The organism is Pseudomonas sp. SO81, from assembly GCF_030374125.1.
Classification (GTDB): Bacteria; Pseudomonadota; Gammaproteobacteria; order Pseudomonadales; family Pseudomonadaceae; genus Aquipseudomonas.
The window spans coordinates 3,636,511-3,652,453 of sequence record NZ_CP126126.1 but is presented as its reverse complement, the minus strand read 5'-3'; the positions used below and the strand labels follow the sequence as shown (position 1 = coordinate 3,652,453).

General features: G+C 63.9%; 17 protein-coding genes and 1 tRNA gene. 4 read left to right on the top strand and 14 right to left on the bottom strand.

Features of this window, described 5'->3' with window-relative positions; all coding sequences use genetic code 11:
• Positions 1 to 9: 9 nt before the first annotated feature.
• The 5 genes from iscU to trmJ form a co-directional block, all read right to left on the bottom strand.
• Entirely contained in the window at positions 10 to 396 is a 387-nt protein-coding gene (gene iscU / locus OH686_RS17045; RefSeq protein WP_137971085.1) for a Fe-S cluster assembly scaffold IscU, read from the bottom strand.
• 48 nt (positions 397 to 444) lie between these two features.
• Positions 445 to 1,659, bottom strand: coding sequence for an IscS subfamily cysteine desulfurase (locus tag OH686_RS17040; RefSeq protein WP_289534100.1), 1,215 nt, complete (start codon positions 1,657 to 1,659; stop codon positions 445 to 447).
• A 31-nt stretch (positions 1,660 to 1,690) separates the two neighbouring features.
• Positions 1,691 to 2,182: a Fe-S cluster assembly transcriptional regulator IscR gene (gene iscR, locus OH686_RS17035; RefSeq protein WP_137971083.1), complete on the bottom strand. Its 492-nt coding sequence runs from the start codon at positions 2,180 to 2,182 to the stop codon at positions 1,691 to 1,693.
• Between the two features lie 134 nt (positions 2,183 to 2,316).
• Positions 2,317 to 3,096 (bottom strand): serine O-acetyltransferase, encoded by a 780-nt coding sequence (cysE, locus tag OH686_RS17030; RefSeq protein WP_137971082.1) that lies wholly within the window; start codon positions 3,094 to 3,096, stop codon positions 2,317 to 2,319.
• The gene (trmJ, locus tag OH686_RS17025) at positions 3,089 to 3,868 is read right to left on the bottom strand and encodes a tRNA (cytosine(32)/uridine(32)-2'-O)-methyltransferase TrmJ (protein WP_289539019.1); all 780 of its coding nucleotides are present in this window, start codon (positions 3,866 to 3,868) and stop codon (positions 3,089 to 3,091) included. Before trmJ ends, cysE begins: the two co-directional genes overlap by 8 nt.
• A gap of 149 nt (positions 3,869 to 4,017) precedes the next feature.
• On the opposite strand from trmJ, the gene suhB reads away from it, so the two are divergent.
• Positions 4,018 to 4,833, top strand: coding sequence for a type III secretion system regulator SuhB (gene suhB, locus OH686_RS17020; RefSeq protein WP_137971080.1), 816 nt, complete (start codon positions 4,018 to 4,020; stop codon positions 4,831 to 4,833).
• Between the two features lie 54 nt (positions 4,834 to 4,887).
• Here the strand turns inward: suhB and OH686_RS17015 are convergent, their stop codons facing one another.
• The 7 genes from OH686_RS17015 to OH686_RS16985 all read right to left on the bottom strand — a co-directional run bounded on the left by OH686_RS17015 (position 4,888) and on the right by OH686_RS16985 (position 12,991).
• Complete coding sequence (locus OH686_RS17015) at positions 4,888 to 5,436, bottom strand: glycine zipper 2TM domain-containing protein (protein WP_289534099.1); 549 nt, start codon at positions 5,434 to 5,436, stop codon at positions 4,888 to 4,890.
• A 176-nt stretch (positions 5,437 to 5,612) separates the two neighbouring features.
• Positions 5,613 to 6,527 carry a protein translocase subunit SecF gene (secF, locus tag OH686_RS17010; RefSeq protein WP_289534098.1) on the bottom strand — a complete coding sequence of 305 codons (915 nt, stop codon included), beginning with the start codon at positions 6,525 to 6,527 and terminating at the stop codon, positions 5,613 to 5,615.
• A 13-nt stretch (positions 6,528 to 6,540) separates the two neighbouring features.
• The gene (gene secD, locus OH686_RS17005) at positions 6,541 to 8,412 is read right to left on the bottom strand and encodes a protein translocase subunit SecD (protein ID WP_289534097.1); all 1,872 of its coding nucleotides are present in this window, start codon (positions 8,410 to 8,412) and stop codon (positions 6,541 to 6,543) included.
• 60 nt (positions 8,413 to 8,472) lie between these two features.
• Entirely contained in the window at positions 8,473 to 8,814 is a 342-nt protein-coding gene (yajC, locus tag OH686_RS17000) for a preprotein translocase subunit YajC (RefSeq protein ID WP_192399400.1), read from the bottom strand.
• Positions 8,815 to 8,966: 152 nt separating this feature from the next.
• Positions 8,967 to 10,085: a tRNA guanosine(34) transglycosylase Tgt gene (gene tgt / locus OH686_RS16995; RefSeq protein WP_289539017.1), complete on the bottom strand. Its 1,119-nt coding sequence runs from the start codon at positions 10,083 to 10,085 to the stop codon at positions 8,967 to 8,969.
• 5 nt (positions 10,086 to 10,090) lie between these two features.
• Positions 10,091 to 11,146 (bottom strand): tRNA preQ1(34) S-adenosylmethionine ribosyltransferase-isomerase QueA, encoded by a 1,056-nt coding sequence (queA, locus tag OH686_RS16990; RefSeq protein WP_289534096.1) that lies wholly within the window; start codon positions 11,144 to 11,146, stop codon positions 10,091 to 10,093.
• A gap of 78 nt (positions 11,147 to 11,224) precedes the next feature.
• Positions 11,225 to 12,991, bottom strand: coding sequence for a cation:proton antiporter (locus OH686_RS16985; RefSeq protein WP_137971148.1), 1,767 nt, complete (start codon positions 12,989 to 12,991; stop codon positions 11,225 to 11,227).
• 200 nt (positions 12,992 to 13,191) lie between these two features.
• Between OH686_RS16985 and OH686_RS16980 the strand changes: the two genes are divergently transcribed.
• The 3 genes from OH686_RS16980 (at position 13,192) to OH686_RS16970 (ending at position 14,368) form a co-directional block, all read left to right on the top strand.
• A tRNA-Leu gene (locus OH686_RS16980) sits at positions 13,192 to 13,276 on the top strand.
• Between the two features lie 255 nt (positions 13,277 to 13,531).
• Positions 13,532 to 13,744, top strand: coding sequence for a cold-shock protein (locus OH686_RS16975; RefSeq protein WP_021700367.1), 213 nt, complete (start codon positions 13,532 to 13,534; stop codon positions 13,742 to 13,744).
• A gap of 120 nt (positions 13,745 to 13,864) precedes the next feature.
• Positions 13,865 to 14,368 carry an RDD family protein gene (locus OH686_RS16970; protein WP_289534095.1) on the top strand — a complete coding sequence of 168 codons (504 nt, stop codon included), beginning with the start codon at positions 13,865 to 13,867 and terminating at the stop codon, positions 14,366 to 14,368.
• Between the two features lie 3 nt (positions 14,369 to 14,371).
• On the opposite strand, the gene OH686_RS16965 is transcribed toward OH686_RS16970, so the two are convergent.
• Both OH686_RS16965 and OH686_RS16960 read right to left on the bottom strand, forming a co-directional pair.
• Positions 14,372 to 15,289 carry a GIDE domain-containing protein gene (locus OH686_RS16965; RefSeq protein ID WP_289534094.1) on the bottom strand — a complete coding sequence of 306 codons (918 nt, stop codon included), beginning with the start codon at positions 15,287 to 15,289 and terminating at the stop codon, positions 14,372 to 14,374.
• Position 15,290: 1 nt separating this feature from the next.
• Positions 15,291 to 15,863 (bottom strand): LemA family protein, encoded by a 573-nt coding sequence (locus OH686_RS16960; protein ID WP_279864321.1) that lies wholly within the window; start codon positions 15,861 to 15,863, stop codon positions 15,291 to 15,293.
• Positions 15,864 to 15,943: the final 80 nt, after the last annotated feature.

Genomic DNA, 15,943 nt, shown 5'->3' with positions numbered 1-15,943 from the left:
TCCTCGGGATCAGAGCAGACCTTTCTTCTGCTTGTAGTCGTGCACGGCGGCCTTGATGGCGTCTTCGGCGAGCACGGAGCAGTGGATCTTTACCGGCGGCAGGGCCAGTTCTTCGGCCAGCTGGGTGTTCTTGATCGACTCGGCCTCGTCCAAGGTCTTGCCCTTCATCCACTCGGTGGCGAGGGAGCTGGAGGCGATGGCCGAACCGCAGCCGTAGGTCTTGAACTTGGCGTCTTCGATCACGCCCTGCTCGTTGACCTTGATCTGCAGACGCATCACGTCGCCACACGCCGGAGCGCCGACCATGCCGGTACCGACATTCGGGTCCTCGGCATCCATCTTGCCGACGTTGCGCGGGTTTTCGTAATGGTCGATGACCTTTTCACTGTATGCCATGTTGCAAATCCTCTCTCATCAGGTGCCGCTCTACAGGCGACTCGAAAATCAGTGTGCCTGCCATTCGACCTTGGAGATGTCGACACCTTCTTTGAACATGTCCCACAGCGGCGACAGCTCACGCAGCTTGTTCACCGCACCGGCCACTTTGCTGGCCGCGTAATCGACTTCTTCCTCGGTGGTGAAGCGGCCGAAGGTGAAACGGATCGAGCTGTGCGCCAGCTCGTCGTTGCGACCCAGGGCGCGCAGCACGTAGGACGGCTCCAGCGAGGCGGAGGTACAGGCGGAACCGGAGGAAACCGCCAGGTCCTTGAGCGCCATGATCAGCGACTCGCCTTCGACGTAGTTGAAGCTGAGGTTCAGGTTGTGCGGCACGCGCTGGGTCAGGCTGCCGTTGACGTACAGCTCCTCCATGCCCTCGAGCTGCTTGTAGAAGCGATCACGCAGCGCCAGCACGCGCTGGTTTTCCTGCGCCATCTCTTCCTTGGCGATGCGGAAGGCCTCGCCCATGCCGACGCACTGGTGCGTGGCCAGGGTGCCGGAGCGCATGCCGCGCTCGTGGCCGCCACCATGGGTCTGGGCCTCGAGGCGCACGCGTGGCTTACGACGCACGTACAGGGCGCCGACGCCTTTCGGGCCGTAGGTCTTGTGGGCGGAGAAGGACATCAGGTCGACCTTCAGCTTCTCCAGATCGATCTCGACCTTGCCGGTGGACTGCGCCGCATCGACATGAAACAGCACGCCACGGGAGCGGGTCAGCTCACCGATGGCAGCGATATCGTTGATGGTGCCGATCTCGTTGTTGACGTGCATGATCGACACCAGAATGGTGTCCTCGCGCAGCGCCGCCTCGACCATGGCCGGAGTTACCAGGCCATCTTCACCCGGCTCGAGATAGGTCACTTCGAAGCCTTCGCGCTCCAGCTGGCGCGCCGTATCCAGCACCGCCTTGTGCTCGATCTTCGAGGTGATGATGTGCTTGCCCTTGGAGCTGTAGAAGTGCGCGACGCCCTTGATGGCGAGGTTGTCGGACTCGGTGGCGCCGGAGGTCCAGACGATCTCGCGCGGGTCGGCATTGACCAGCTCGGCGACCTGGCGACGGGCGTTCTCGACCGCTTCCTCGGCCTTCCAGCCGAAGACGTGGGAGCGCGATGCCGGGTTGCCAAAATTGCCATCCACCAGCAGGCACTCGCTCATCTTCTGCGCCACGCGCGGGTCGACCGGGGTGGTGGCGGAGTAATCGAGGTAAATCGGCAATCTCATCAGGTATCTCCTATTCAGGCAGGCGCCCTGCTCACTCGATGGCGGACGCTTCGATCTTGTCCAGCTGCGGCGTCCTGCCGTTACAACGGCGCTGATCCTGACGCTGTGCGACTTCCTGCACTTCGCGCCGGGTCACCAGATCAGCCAGGCTGATGCCGCTGAGAAATTCGTGAATCTGCTGACTGAGGTCGCACCACAGATGGTGGGTCAGACAGGTGTCACCGGAGTGGCAATCGCCCATGCCCTGGCAACGGGTGGCGTCGACCGATTCGTTCACCGCGTCGATCACTTGCGCCACCTGGATCACCCGCATGTCGCGCGACAGCTGATAGCCGCCACCCGGACCACGCACGCTGCTGACCAGGTTGCCACGGCGCAACTTGGCGAACAGCTGCTCCAGATAGGACAGGGAAATACCCTGCCGCTCGGAGATGTCCGCCAACGACACAGGCCCGCTCTGGGCATGCAGCGCCAGATCGAGCATGGCTGTGACGGCGTAGCGGCCTTTGGTGGTCAGACGCATGGTTATCGCACCACGGGTGAGCTGAGTTGCCGCAAGTATCCTCTTTTCCGACTATTTAGGTCAACTATAAGACCGATTAAAACAGTCGGGTATAGCGGCAATGCGGGGCGCGAATGATAGCAGACTATGCGTCGTCAGGCAGCCGGCTTGTCGCCCTGCTCCTTGCACACATCGGCGAAGTCCTCATCGCGCAGCGCCGGCAGCTCCTTGGCGCAGTAGTCGCTACCCAGCGCCTTAAGCGCCGAGCACATGCCCTCCAGGCGCCCATCGACCGCATGCAGATGGTCGAGCAGCTGGCCGATGGCACGCGCCACCGGATCGGGCATGTCCTGGCCAACGCCATAGGCATCGAAGCCGAGCTTCTCGGCCATGGCCTGACGCTTGGCCTCCTGTTCATCGTCGCTCTTGGCGATGATCCGCCCAGGGATGCCAACCACAGTGGCACCCGCCGGCACCTCCTTGGTCACCACCGCATTGGAGCCGACCTTGGCGCCGGCACCGACAGTGAACGGGCCGAGCACCTTGGCACCGGCACCGACCACCACGCCATCCTCCAACGTCGGATGGCGCTTGCCCTTGTTCCAGCTGGTGCCACCCAGGGTCACCCCCTGATAGAGGGTGACGTCATTGCCGATCTCGGCCGTCTCGCCGATGACGATGCCCATGCCGTGATCGATGAAGAAGCGCCGCCCGATCTTCGCCCCCGGGTGAATCTCGATGCCGGTCATCCAGCGCCCGAAGTTCGACACCAGGCGCGCCAGCCATTTCCAGCCCGCGCCCCACAACGCGTGCGCCAGCCGGTGCAGCCACACCGCGTGCAGACCCGGATAGCAGGTCACCACCTCGAAAGCGTTGCGCGCTGCCGGATCACGATGGAAAACACTTTGGATATCTTCGCGCACACGCTCAAACATCGTCTTTTCTCCGCTTGTGGGACTCGCCACGCACCGCCTTCTGGGTTTCCGTGAGAACGCCGCGCAGGATATTCATTTCCAGCTTGCTGATGCCCGAGCGACCGTACAGGCGGCGCAGGCGCGACATCAGGTGACGCGGATTGGCCGGATCGAGGAAGCCGATCTCCACCAGCGTACTCTCCAGATGGCCGTAGAACAGCTCCAGCTCATCCGTGGTTACCGGCTGGGTATTGAGCATCGCCGTGGTTTCCAGTTTGCTCATCTTGGTTGGCTGGCCCTCGGCCGCCAGCCAGGCCATACGCACCTCGTAGGCCAGCACCTGCACGGCAGCCGCCAGGTTCAGCGAGCTGAACTCCGGATTGGACGGGATGTGCACGTGGAACTGACAGCGCTGCAGCTCATCATTGGTCAGGCCGGCGTACTCGCGACCGAACACCAGCGCCACCTCGCCACCCAACTCGGCTTGTTGCAACGCCGTGGTCGCACACTCGCGCGGATTGAGCAGCGGCCAGGGGATGCGCCGATCGCGCGCACTGGTACCCAGTGCCACGCTGCAACCGACCAGCGCCTCTTCCAGAGTGCCGACAACCACAGCGTTATCGAGGATATCGGTGGCACCGGAGGCGCGCGCCACCGCTTCCGCGCTAGGAAAGTCTTCAGGATCGACCAGCACCAGACGCGACAGGCCCATGTTCTTCATGGCCCGCGCGGCACCGCCGATATTGCCGGGATGACTGGTATTGACCAGCACGACGCGAATGTTCTGCAGCAACGCCAGCTCCGCCCAAGGATGCGAAAGGGCCATGAATGTTACAGAAGGCCCCGCCCCAGCGCCATGCACTGCGACGAGCCGGCTGCACAGAAAAAGCTAGTCTGCTAGAATGGCCGGCTTTCTTCTTTAACGATCCAGGTGAACCTTCCATGCAGCCCATGCTGAATATCGCGCTGCGCGCTGCGCGCAGTGCCGGCGAACTGATCATCCGCTCCGTCGAACGCCTGGACGTCATCTCGGTCAACGAGAAAGATGCCAACGACTACGTCAGCGAAGTCGACCGCGCCGCCGAGCAGACCATCATCCAGGCGCTGCAGAAGGCCTACCCGACCCACGGCTTCCTCGGCGAGGAAGGCGGCAGCATCGCCGGTACCGGCGACGGCGCCGACTACCAGTGGATCATCGACCCGCTGGACGGCACCACCAACTTCCTGCGCGGCGTGCCGCACTTCGCCGTCAGCATCGCCTGCAAATACCGCGGCCGCCTGGAGCATGCCGTGGTGCTCGACCCGGTGCGCCAGGAAGAGTTCACCGCCAGCCGTGGCCGCGGCGCCGCCGTAAACGGCCGCCGCATCCGCGTCAGCAACCGCAAGAGCCTGGACGGCGCCCTGCTCGGCACCGGCTTCCCGTTCCGCGCCGAGCAGGTCGACAATCTGGACAACTACCTGGGCATGTTCCGCAGCCTGGTCGGCCAGACTGCCGGCATCCGCCGCGCCGGCGCCGCCAGCCTGGATCTGGCCTACGTGGCCGCCGGCCGCTACGACGCCTTCTGGGAGTTCGGCCTGTCCGAGTGGGACATGGCGGCAGGCGCCCTGCTGATCCAGGAAGCAGGCGGTCTGGTCAGCGACTTCAGCGGCGGCCACGATTTCCTCGAGAAAGGCCAGGTCGTTGCCGGCAACACCAAGTGCTTCAAGGCGGTGCTGACCGCCATTCAGCCGCACCTGGCGCCCTCGATGAAGCGCTGATTGCCAGCCAATGAAAAAGCCGCCCTAGGGCGGCTTTTTTGTTTCGGGTCGCGCTTACTGGGCGACTTGCGATTGCTGCACCAGCACCAGCTGGCCATCCTTGTTGACCGGAATCTGGCTGCCCGGATCGCGGTCCATGCGCACCTGACCGATCTTGCCGTCCAGCTGATACTTCACGTCGTAGCCCACCAGCTTCTCGCTGGTGTCGGTCACGGTGTTGCAGCGGGTCTCGGTGGTAGTGTAGGTGTCACGCTCCTGCATGCCCTCCTGCACCTTGTTGCCGGCATAGCCACCGCCGACGGCGCCGGCCACAGTGGCGATCTTCTTGCCGTTGCCGCCACCCACCTGATTGCCCAGCAGGCCACCAGCAACGGCGCCGAGCACGGTACCGGCGATCCGATGCTGATCCTTGACCGGCGCCTGACGAGTCACCGCCACGTCCTTGCAGACCTCGCGCGGCGTCTTGATGGTCTCTTTGATCGGCTGCACGGCCAGCACCTCGGCATACTGAGGACCGCCTACCAGGCTGTAGGTGGCTACAGCGCCACCGGCAGTGACACCCACCGCGCCCAATACTGCACCTACGATCATCGACTTGTTCATGGGGTCCTCCAGACTTCAGTTGCCGGGCATTTATGCCCTATTCCCTGCCTTGGATCAGGCCAGGCTGAGCGAGTTCCCGCTGCGCTGGCCAGCGCAGCGAGAACTGCGACGAAACGCACACCACCAAAACACGAAGCCCGGCACTGGGCCGGGCTTCGGACGATCGGCGAGATGAATCAGGGACGCTCGTCGACTTCCTCGCTGACCGCCGGCGGAATCAGGTCCTCGCTGGTCAGGTTCAACCAGATCAGCACCACGTTGGCGATATAGATCGACGAGTAGGTACCAGCCAGCACACCGACGAACAGGGCGATGGAGAAGCCCCACAGGTTGTCGCCGGCGAACGCCAGCAGGGCGAAGATCGCCAGCAAGGTGGAGATCGAGGTCGCCATGGTGCGCAGCAGGGTCTGGGTGGTCGAGATGTTGATGTTCTCGATCAGCGTCGCCTTGCGCAGCACGCGGAAGTTCTCGCGTACCCGGTCGAACACCACGATGGTGTCGTTCAGCGAGTAGCCAATGATCGCCAGCACCGCGGCCAGCACCGTCAGGTCGAAGGTGATCTGGAAGAACGACAGGATACCCATGGTCACGACCACGTCGTGCACCAGCGAGGCGATGGCGCCCACGGCGAACTTCCACTGGAAGCGGAAGGCCACGTAGATCAGGATGCCGCCGAGAGCCAGCAGCATGCCCAGGCCGCCCTGGTCGCGAAGCTCCTCGCCCACGGCCGGGCCGACATACTCGACCTTCTTCACCTGCAGCGAGTTGCCACCGCTGGCTGCCTGCAGCACGGAGGCCACCTTGTTGCCGAGCTGCGGATCATCACCCTGCAGACGCACCACCACATCGGTGGTAGCGCCGAAGTTCTGCACCACGGCGTCGGCATAACCGGCCGCCGCCAGCTGCTCGCGCACCTGGCCGAGGTCGGCGGGCTTGTCGTAACTCAGCTCGATCTGGCTGCCGCCGGTGAAGTCGAGACCGAAGTTGAGCCCCTTGAAGAACCAGCTACCGAGGGCGATAAGGGTCAGGATCATGGTCAGGGCAAACGCGAAATTGCGTATGCCCATGAAGTTGATAGTTCCGATTTTCATGACTGGCTGCCCCTTAGATCCACAGCTTCTTGAAGTCGCGACCGCCGAAGATCAGGTTGACCATCGCGCGGGTCACCATGATGGCGGTGAACATCGAAGTGACGATACCCAGCGACATGGTCACGGCGAAGCCCTTGACCGGGCCACTGCCCATGGCGAAGAGAATGCCGCCGACCAGCAGGGTGGTCAGGTTGGCGTCGAGAATCGCCGAGTAGGCACGGTCGAAGCCTTCGTGGATGGCGCGCTGCACCGACATGCCATTGGCGATTTCCTCGCGTATCCGCGAGAAGATCAGCACGTTGGCGTCCACCGCCATACCCATGGTCAAGACGATACCGGCGATACCCGGCAGGGTCAGAGTCGCGCTCAGCGCCGACATCAGCGCCAGCAGCAGGACCATGTTGAAGCCCAGGGCCACGGTCGCCAGCACGCCGAAGAAGCGGTAGATGGCGATGATGAAGATGGACACGAAGATCATGCCCCAGATCGACGCATCGATACCCTTGGCGATGTTGTCGGCACCCAGGCTCGGACCGATGGTGCGTTCTTCGGCGAAGTACATCGGCGCGGCCAGGCCACCGGCACGCAGCAGCAGGGCCAACTCGGAGGACTCACCCTGGCCGTTCAGGCCGGTGATGCGGAACTGGCTGCCCAGCGGCGACTGGATGGTCGCCAGGCTGATGATCTTCTTCTCTTCCTTGAAGGAGGGCACCGCCACTTCCTTCTCGACGCCGTCGACCACCTGCTTGACGTAGCGGGTCAGCGGCTTCTGCTCGATGAAGATCACCGCCATGCTGCGACCCACGTTGTTGCGGGTGGCGCGGTTCATCAGCTCGCCGCCATGGCCATCCAGACGGATGTTCACCTGCGGACGGCCGTTCTCGTCGTAGCTGGCCTGGGCATCGGTGACCTGGTCACCGGTGATGATCAGGCTGCGCTCCAGCGCCACGGCCGGGCGACCGGACTCGCGGAACTCGAAGGGCTCGGTGGCGGCGCGCGCGGCGTCGACGTCGGCCTGCAGACGGAACTCCAGGTTCGCGGTCTTGCCGAGAATACGCTTGGCCTCGGCGGTGTCCTGCACGCCCGGCAGCTCGACCACGATGCGGTTGGCGCCCTGGCGCTGCACCAGCGGCTCGGCCACACCCAGCTCGTTGACCCGGTTACGCACAGTGGTCAGGTTCTGCTTGATCGAATACTCGCGGATCTCCGCGCGCTTGGCCTCGGTCAGCGCCAGACGCAGCACCTGCTGGTCGTTGCGCTCGGTGGTGGTCTGCTCGAAATCGTTGAAGCTGCCACGGATTAGCTCACGGGCTTTTTCCAGCGATTCGCTGTCGGCGAAGCCGAGCTGGATGGCGCCACCCTGCTGCGGCAGGCTGCGATAACGCACGCGGTCTTTGCGCAGCAGACTCTTGATCTCGCTCTCGTAGACCTTCATGCGCGCGTCCATGGCCTTGTCCATGTCCACTTCCAGCAGGAAGTGCACACCACCGGACAGGTCCAGACCCAGCTTCATCGGGCCGGCGCCCAGGTTGCGCAACCACTGCGGAGTGGTCGGCGCCAGGTTCAGGGCGACCACGTACTCGTCACCGAGCAGCTTGCGCACCAGCTCCTTGGCCGGCAGCTGGTCTTCCTGCTTGGTCAGACGCAGCAGCGCAACCTGACCCTGCTTGGCGCCCAACTGAGCGGACTTGACCGCAATGCCACCGTCATTCAGCGCCTTGCCGATGCGATCGAGGTCGGCCTGGCCGATCTCCAGCGCCGTGCTGGCACCGGTGATCTGGATGGCCGGGTCGTCCGGATACAGATTGGGTGCGGAATAGATGAAGCCGACCGCCAGCACAGCCAGGATCAGCAGGTACTTCCACAGAGGATATTTGTTGAGCATGACGCCGCCCGTTATGACACGGGGCGCCTTAGGCGCCCCGTATTGGTGAACGAAGAATCGTTAGATGGACTTCAGAGTGCCCTTCGGCAGGGTCGCCGCGATGGCCTGCTTCTGGAACTTCAGCTCGACGTTGTCGGCGATCTCGACCACCACGAAGTCGTCGGTGACTTTGTTGACCTTGCCGATGATGCCGCCGCTGGTCACTACCTCGTCACCCTTCTGCAGGCCGCCGAGCAGGTTCTTGTGCTCCTTGGCGCGCTTGGCCTGGGGGCGCCAGATCATCAGATAGAAGATGACCATGAAACCGACCAGCATCAGGATGCTCATCATGTCACCGCCGGGCGCGGCGCCTGCCGCCGGGGCTGCGGTGTCGGCATAAGCAGCGGGGATCAGAAAACTCATGGAAAACTCCTATTGCGAGGTCTTGAAGCTGTTGTTTTCAGGCTATTTTTCGCGAGCGCCCGGGCTTTTTTTTTTGCACGGGCGTCGGCTGCCATCGCGAGTAGATGGGTGCGCCGCGCCGAATTTCAAGCGGCAGGCCGGCGAATCACCGATCAGGGCTCCAGCGGCGGCGTCGGTAGGCCGCGCCGGGCGTAGAAGGCGTCGACAAAGGCGGCCAATGTACCCTGTTGAATTGCCTCGCGCAAACCAGCCATCAGGCGCTGGTAATGGCGCAAGTTATGGATGGTATTCAGCATGCTTCCCAGCATTTCGCCGCATTTATCCAGGTGATGCAGATAGGCGCGGGAGAAGTGGCTGCAGGTGTAGCAATCGCAGCTCGGATCCAGCGGCGACTCGTCGTGCTTGTGCCCCGAGTTGCGGATCTTGACCACGCCGGTCTCGGTGAACAGATGACCATTGCGCGCGTTGCGGGTCGGCATCACGCAGTCGAACATGTCCACGCCACGGCGCACACCCTCGACCAGGTCCTCCGGCTTGCCTACGCCCATCAGGTAGCGCGGCTTGTCGGCCGGCAGCTGCGGCGGCAGGAAGTCCAGCACGCGGATCATCTCCTCCTTCGGCTCGCCCACCGACAGGCCGCCGATGGCCAGGCCGTCGAAGCCGATCTCGCACAGGCCTTCCAGCGAGCGCATGCGCAGTTCTTCGTGCATGCCGCCCTGGACGATGCCGAACAGCGCCGAGGGGTTGCCCTCGTGGGCGTTCTTCGAGCGTTTGGCCCAGCGCAGCGACAGTTCCATGGAGCGCTTGGCCACATCGAAGTCGGCCGGGTACGGGGTGCACTCGTCGAAGATCATCACGATGTCCGAACCCAGGTCGCGCTGTACCTGCATCGACTCTTCCGGCCCCATGAACACCTTGGCGCCGTCCACCGGCGAGGAGAAGTACACGCCCTCCTCCTTGATCTTGCGCATGGCGCCCAGGCTGAACACCTGGAAACCGCCGGAGTCGGTGAGGATCGGCCCCTGCCACTGCATGAAGTCGTGCAGGTCGCCATGGCGCTTGATCACTTCGGTGCCCGGACGCAGCCAAAGGTGGAAGGTGTTGCCGAGGATGATCTGCGCGCCGATGCCCTCGATGTCGCGCGGCAGCATGCCCTTGACCGTACCGTAGGTGCCGACCGGCATGAAGGCCGGGGTTTCCACCACGCCACGCGGGAAGGTCAGGCGGCCACGGCGGGCACGGCCGTCGGTGGCCAGCAGCTCGAAGGACATATGGCTCATGGGGTCTCCTCGGGACCGCGCGGGTCGGGGTTGCGGGTGATGAACATGGCATCACCGTAGCTGAAGAAGCGGTACTGCTGCTCCACGGCCGCTGCATAGGCGGCCATGGTCTCGGGATACCCGGCAAAGGCCGAGACCAGCATCAGCAGGGTCGACTCCGGCAGGTGGAAGTTGGTGACCAGGGCATCGACCACATGGAAGCGCTTGCCCGGGTAGAGAAAGATGTCGGTGTCACCACTGAAGGCCTTGAGCTCGCCATCGCGCGCGGCGCTCTCCAGCGAGCGCACGCTGGTGGTGCCGACGGCGATCACCCGTCCGCCACGGGCACGACAGGCCGACACGGCATCGACCACATCCTGACCGACCTGCAGCCACTCGCGGTGCATGTGGTGGTCCTCGATGCGCTCCACGCGCACCGGCTGGAAGGTACCGGCACCCACGTGCAGAGTGACGAAGGCGGTGTCGATACCCTTGTCGCGAATGGCCGCCAGCAGCGCCTCGTCAAAGTGCAGACCGGCCGTCGGCGCAGCCACGGCACCGGCCTTGGACCTGTCCGAGTAGACGGTCTGGTAGCGCTCGCGGTCGGCAGCTTCGTCGGGGCGATCGATATAGGGCGGCAGCGGCATGTGGCCGACGCGATCCAGCAGCGGCAGCACCGGCTCGCTGAAGCGCAGCTCGAACAGCGCGTCGTGACGGGCCAGCATCTCGGCCTCGCCACCACCTTCTATATGAATCAGCGAACCCGGCTTGGGCGACTTGCTCGAACGCACATGCGCCAGCACCCGGTACTCGTCGAGCACACGCTCGACCAGGACTTCCAGCTTGCCGCCGGAGGCCTTCTGGCCGAACAGGCGCGCCGGGATGACCCGGGTATCGTTGAAAACCATCAGGTCGCCGGGGCGCAGGTACTCCAGCAGATCGGCGAACTGCCGATGGGCCAGCGCACCGCTCTCGCCATCCAGCACCAGCAGGCGACTGGAACGGCGCTCGGCCAGGGGATGGCGGGCGATCAGGGCATCGGGCAGGTCGAAATGGAAGTCGGCAACGCGCATGGGGTCAGTCTCGCAGGGGGCGCAGAGCTTACCGGAAAGCGGGCCCGCGGACCACGCACCGGGCGACTGAAGGCATGCTCAATGCGGATCGCCGCCATGCTTGTCCTGCTCCAGGGTTTCCAGCAGGGCGATCTGCATCCGCGAGTGCAGGCGAATCAGCCAGCGCCACAGCAGGGTGATCGCCGCCACCGCTACCAGGCCGATGACCAACAGCGCCTCGCCGGTCGGCAGGATGCTGGCCGACAGCGCCATCAGCAGCACCATGATCAGGGCGAGAGACACCAGCGGGATCACTTCGGCTATCACCTTGCGCACGCGGACGGTGTGGCGCCCGGCCTTCTCGGGGCGCACACCGAGCTCGGCCAGGAGCATCGCCAACGCCTTCAGCTTGCGGTACGCCGCCACCAGAAACGGCAGCGACAACAGCAGCGCGCCACCCCAGACCAGCGCCTTCTGCAGGTTCTGCGCGGCCACCCAGGGTTCCAGATAGGCCGCCAGCGGTACGGCGAAATAGCTGGCACTGAGGAAGATCGCTATCACCAAGGCGATATTGATCGCCACCTGCAGCAGGATGCGCCGGATCATGCCCAGCAGCATCACGTTCTGCCCCTGGGGCTGGATGCTGCCCAGCCAGTCGCCGTACAGGCCGAAGACCCGCGCGACACGTTCCGGCATCAGCCCCGCCAGCTTGTTGGAGAAGGGGTCGGCGGCGCGGATCAGGTAGGGCGTGGTCAGGGTGGTGATGGCCGAGACGGCCACCGCCACCGGATAGAGGAAGTGACTGGTGACCTGCAGGGTCATGCCCAGCGCGGCGATGATGAAGGAGAACTCGCCGATCTGCGAAAGGCCCATGCCGACGCGCAGCGAGGTGCGCCCATCGTTGCCAGCGATGAAGGCGCCGAGGCTGCAGGACACCACCTTGCCGACGATGACCGCGACCGTGATCACCAGGATCGGCCAGGCATATTCGACGAGAATCGCCGGATCGATCAGCAGGCCGATGGCGACGAAGAAGATCGCGCTGAACATGTCGCGCACCGGTTCGATCAGCCGCTCGATCTGCGGCAGCTGGCGCGACTCGGCCATGATCGCGCCGATCAGGAACGCCCCCAGCACCATGCTGTATTCCAGCTTGACCACCAGCAGGCAGAAGCCGAAACACAGGCCCAGCACGGTGACCAAGAGCATCTCGTTGCTCTCGAACTTGGCCACGTACGCCAGGATGCGCGGCACCAGCAGGATGCCGATGACCAGCGCCACCACCATGAACAGCGACAGCTTGCCGACCGTGGCGAACACCTCGCCGGTCTCCACCGAGCCACTGACAGCGATGCCGGACAACAGCGCGATGATGCCGATGCCGAGGATGTCCTCGACGATCAACACACCGAAGATCAACTGGGCGAAGCGCTCGTTCTTCAGCTTCAGGTCGCTCAGCGCCTTGACGATGATGGTGGTCGAGGAGATGGCCAGGATGCCGCCGAGGAACAGCGAGTCCATCTTGCTCCAGCCGAAGAAGCTGCCGATCTCGTAGCCGATCCACAGCATCAGGCCGATTTCCAGCAGGGCCGCGATGAAGGCGGTGGCGCCGACGTTAAATAGCTTGCGCAGGCTGAACTCGAGGCCGAGGAAGAACATCAGGAAGATCACGCCCAGCTCGGCGAGGATCTTGATCGTCTCCTCGTCGTGAATCAGGCCAAAGGGCGGCGTATGGGGACCGATGATGAAGCCGGCAAGGATGTAGCCCAAAACCACCGGCTGGCGCAGGCGATGGAACAGCACGGTGACCACGCCGGCGACCAGCATGATCACGGCCAGATCCTGGATGAAACTGATGGCATGCATCGCGGCGCCCCCTCCTGTGAAAACCTCCCCGGCGCCGCTGCAGCGGCCACCACCAAACCGACCTCAGAGCCTAACAGCTTGATTTGGCGGACTTATCGGCAGCGCTCAGGGAATTTGTAAGCACAGATGGCAGTGCATTGACGCCGAAGCCGGTGCGATTGACCACCCCCTGACGCCTCCCTATACTGCGCGCCCATCGTGCCTCGGTGGCGGAATCGGTAGACGCGGCGGATTCAAAATCCGTTTTCGAAAGAAGTGAGAGTTCGAGTCTCTCCCGGGGCACCACGATATTCCCTCCTCAATTGCCTGCAAGGCCTCTGGAATCAGCTATTCCAGGGGGGTTGGCAAACGTATTTGAGTTAGCGTAGAGTTGGTCAACTGTGTTTGCATGGGTCGCCTTGAATCGTGACCTGGTGCAGTAGATCCTAAGATCCGCTACATCCCGCTCGACTTCTCTTACTCTCTGCAACCAGTTCCAGCCCTCTCGCGTCACAAGCTCGCGAGGCTGTCATCTAACTCTAGTTTCAAGGAAATAAGACAATGTCGAATCGTCAAACCGGCACCGTCAAGTGGTTCAACGACGAGAAGGGCTTCGGCTTCATCACTCCTGAGAGCGGTCCGGATCTGTTCGTGCACTTCCGCGCTATCGAAGGTTCGGGCTTCCGCAGCCTGAAAGAAGGCCAGAAGGTCACCTTCGAAGCCGTGCAAGGCCAGAAAGGCATGCAAGCTGACAAGGTCCAGGTTCTGGGCTAATCGCTGCTGCTACGAAGAGCCCCTGATGGCAACATCAGGGGCTTTTTTGTGCCCGGCGTTTTTGTCCCGGATGACGACACCCCGTACAATCCCGCGCAGTCTTTTCTTCCCGAGCTGTCCATGCCCAAGCACATGCTGCGCCCCCAGGGCGAATTCCCCGGCGTCGGCCTGCCCCGCCGCTTCGCCGCGATGTTCTATGACTTCCTGCTGTGCGTGGCCCTGGTCATGGTGGTGGGCCTGATTTACCAGCAGGGCCTGCTGCGCCTGATCTATGGCAGCGAGCGCCTGATGCAGCTGTCCCAGGCCGGCGCGCTGGACAACGACCCCATGCTGGCCAGCCTGGCGCTACTCAGCCTGTTCGGTTTCTTCGCCAAGTTCTGGACCCACAACGGCCAGACCCTCGGCATGCAGGCCTGGGGCCTGCGCATCCAGAACGCCGACGGCTCGGCCATCAGCCTGTGGCAGGCGCTGCTGCGCTTCGTGATCGCCATCGGCTCCTGGCTGTGCCTGGGCCTGGGCTTTCTCTGGGCGCTGTGGGACAAGGACAAGCGCAGCTGGCACGACATCTACTCGGAGAGCCGCGTCGTCCAGCTGCCCAAGGGCATCCACAAGCAGGGCAAGTAAGACTCAGGCCCCAGCCAGCCCCGGCAGCAGCACGTTGCTCACCAGCCAGGCAGTGGCCAGCGCACCCGCCACGCAGAGCAGCGCGCCACCGACCGCCTGCCAGTAGAAACCACGCGCCAGTTCGTCCTCGCCGCCATTGGAGAGGATGAACGGGAAGGACTCCCCCGGCTTGCGCAGCTGATGATGCACCGGCACCTCGCCGCGACCCGCCTGGCGACGCTGCGCCTCGACCCGCGCCGACTCGCGCATGCGTTCCCACTCGGCCGGGTCCAGCTGACCGTCGCCGTTGCTGTCGAAGCGCTGCAGCATGCCGGCGAAATCGCTCTTCCACTCGCGCACCACCGCGCCCTGGGCCAGGGTCAGGTCGAACGCTTCGGTGCCACCCTGAGTGCGGAAGTCACCGATGGCATACAGCGGCTGACCGACATGCAGGCGCTCCTCGGTGTAGCGATAGCGGCTACCGCCGGAGAACAGCATGCCGAACAACCCTCCACCGCCACTCAGGCCACGCGGATGGCGTTCGCTGCCACTCCAGACCTGGCGCGTGCTCGGCCGCACTTCCGCGCCCTTGGGGTTGATCAGGCATTCGCCGGTGGCATCCTTCAGGCGCACCAGCGCCTCGCTGACGCCGCTCTCGACCACCCGCCAGCGGCGGTTCTTGCCATCGCCGGAATACTCTTCGATCTTGAAGCGCCACCACAGGCACGGTGTGCCGGTGAGTGGCGCCTGCAGCGAGCCGTCGGGGAGCTCGTGCAGCACGCCGTAGAGCTCGACATAACCCTGGGCCGCCGAGCGGATCTTCGAGGTCGGCGTGTTGAGCAGGAAGCGCGCCTCGGACAGGCGCTTGATGCACCACCAGCCACCGCCGACGCACGCGCCGACGCTGAAGGCCATGCTGATGGCCAGACCAGGTACATCCATCTCAGTTGAACAGCGACTTGAGGTCGACGTCGGCCTTTTCTTCCTCGCTGAACTGCAGCAGCTCGGCTTCCTTGAAGGCGAACAGGCGAGCCAGGATCACGTCGGGGAACTGCTCAATGCGCACGTTGTTCAGGTTGACCGCCTCGTTGTACAGCTCGCGGCGATCAGCGATGGCGTTCTCCAGGCCGGAGATGCGCTGCTGCAGGTGCTGGAAGCTGTCGTTGGCCTTCAGGTCCGGGTAGTTCTCGGCCAGGGCGAACAGCTGGCCGAGGCCGGCGCGCAGGCTGCTCTCGGCCTTGCCCAGGGCGCCCACGTCGTGCTGCTCGCGAGCGCTGGCCACGGCGCTGCGCGCGGCGATCACCCGCTCCAGGGTGGTGCGCTCGTGCTGCATGTACTGCTTGCAGGTCTCCACCAGCTTGGGTAGTTCGTCGTGGCGTTGCTTGAGCAGCACGTCGATGTTCGACCAGGCCTTGCTCACGCCGTGCTTGAGACGCACCAGGCCGTTATAGAGAACCACCGCCCAGGCGGCGAGGAGAAACAGCACGACGAGTACGGCAACGGCAGTGAGGCTCATGGACAACGCTCCTTGTGAATTGCCGGCAATTCTATCGACACCATGAGCCACGTCTACCAGGGCGACGAACGGAAACGCCC

What these genes read in the sequence shown, in the direction of transcription:
- suhB (WP_137971080.1), top strand. Translation starts at nt 4,018, where the DNA reads ATGCAGCCCATGCTGAATATCGCGCTGCGCGCTGCGCGCAGTGCCGGC.
- secF (WP_289534098.1), bottom strand. Translation starts at nt 6,527, where the DNA reads ATGAAAATCGGAACTATCAACTTCATGGGCATACGCAATTTCGCGTTT.
- queA (WP_289534096.1), bottom strand. Translation starts at nt 11,146, where the DNA reads ATGCGCGTTGCCGACTTCCATTTCGACCTGCCCGATGCCCTGATCGCC.
- yajC (WP_192399400.1), bottom strand. Translation starts at nt 8,814, where the DNA reads ATGAGTTTTCTGATCCCCGCTGCTTATGCCGACACCGCAGCCCCGGCG.
- OH686_RS16965 (WP_289534094.1), bottom strand. Translation starts at nt 15,289, where the DNA reads ATGGATGTACCTGGTCTGGCCATCAGCATGGCCTTCAGCGTCGGCGCG.
- cysE (WP_137971082.1), bottom strand. Translation starts at nt 3,096, where the DNA reads ATGTTTGAGCGTGTGCGCGAAGATATCCAAAGTGTTTTCCATCGTGAT.
- OH686_RS16970 (WP_289534095.1), top strand. Translation starts at nt 13,865, where the DNA reads ATGCCCAAGCACATGCTGCGCCCCCAGGGCGAATTCCCCGGCGTCGGC.
- OH686_RS16975 (WP_021700367.1), top strand. Translation starts at nt 13,532, where the DNA reads ATGTCGAATCGTCAAACCGGCACCGTCAAGTGGTTCAACGACGAGAAG.
- iscR (WP_137971083.1), bottom strand. Translation starts at nt 2,182, where the DNA reads ATGCGTCTGACCACCAAAGGCCGCTACGCCGTCACAGCCATGCTCGAT.
- iscU (WP_137971085.1), bottom strand. Translation starts at nt 396, where the DNA reads ATGGCATACAGTGAAAAGGTCATCGACCATTACGAAAACCCGCGCAAC.
- OH686_RS17040 (WP_289534100.1), bottom strand. Translation starts at nt 1,659, where the DNA reads ATGAGATTGCCGATTTACCTCGATTACTCCGCCACCACCCCGGTCGAC.
- tgt (WP_289539017.1), bottom strand. Translation starts at nt 10,085, where the DNA reads ATGTCCTTCGAGCTGCTGGCCACCGACGGCCGTGCCCGCCGTGGCCGC.
- OH686_RS16985 (WP_137971148.1), bottom strand. Translation starts at nt 12,991, where the DNA reads ATGCATGCCATCAGTTTCATCCAGGATCTGGCCGTGATCATGCTGGTC.
- OH686_RS17015 (WP_289534099.1), bottom strand. Translation starts at nt 5,436, where the DNA reads ATGAACAAGTCGATGATCGTAGGTGCAGTATTGGGCGCGGTGGGTGTC.
- OH686_RS16960 (WP_279864321.1), bottom strand. Translation starts at nt 15,863, where the DNA reads ATGAGCCTCACTGCCGTTGCCGTACTCGTCGTGCTGTTTCTCCTCGCC.
- secD (WP_289534097.1), bottom strand. Translation starts at nt 8,412, where the DNA reads ATGCTCAACAAATATCCTCTGTGGAAGTACCTGCTGATCCTGGCTGTG.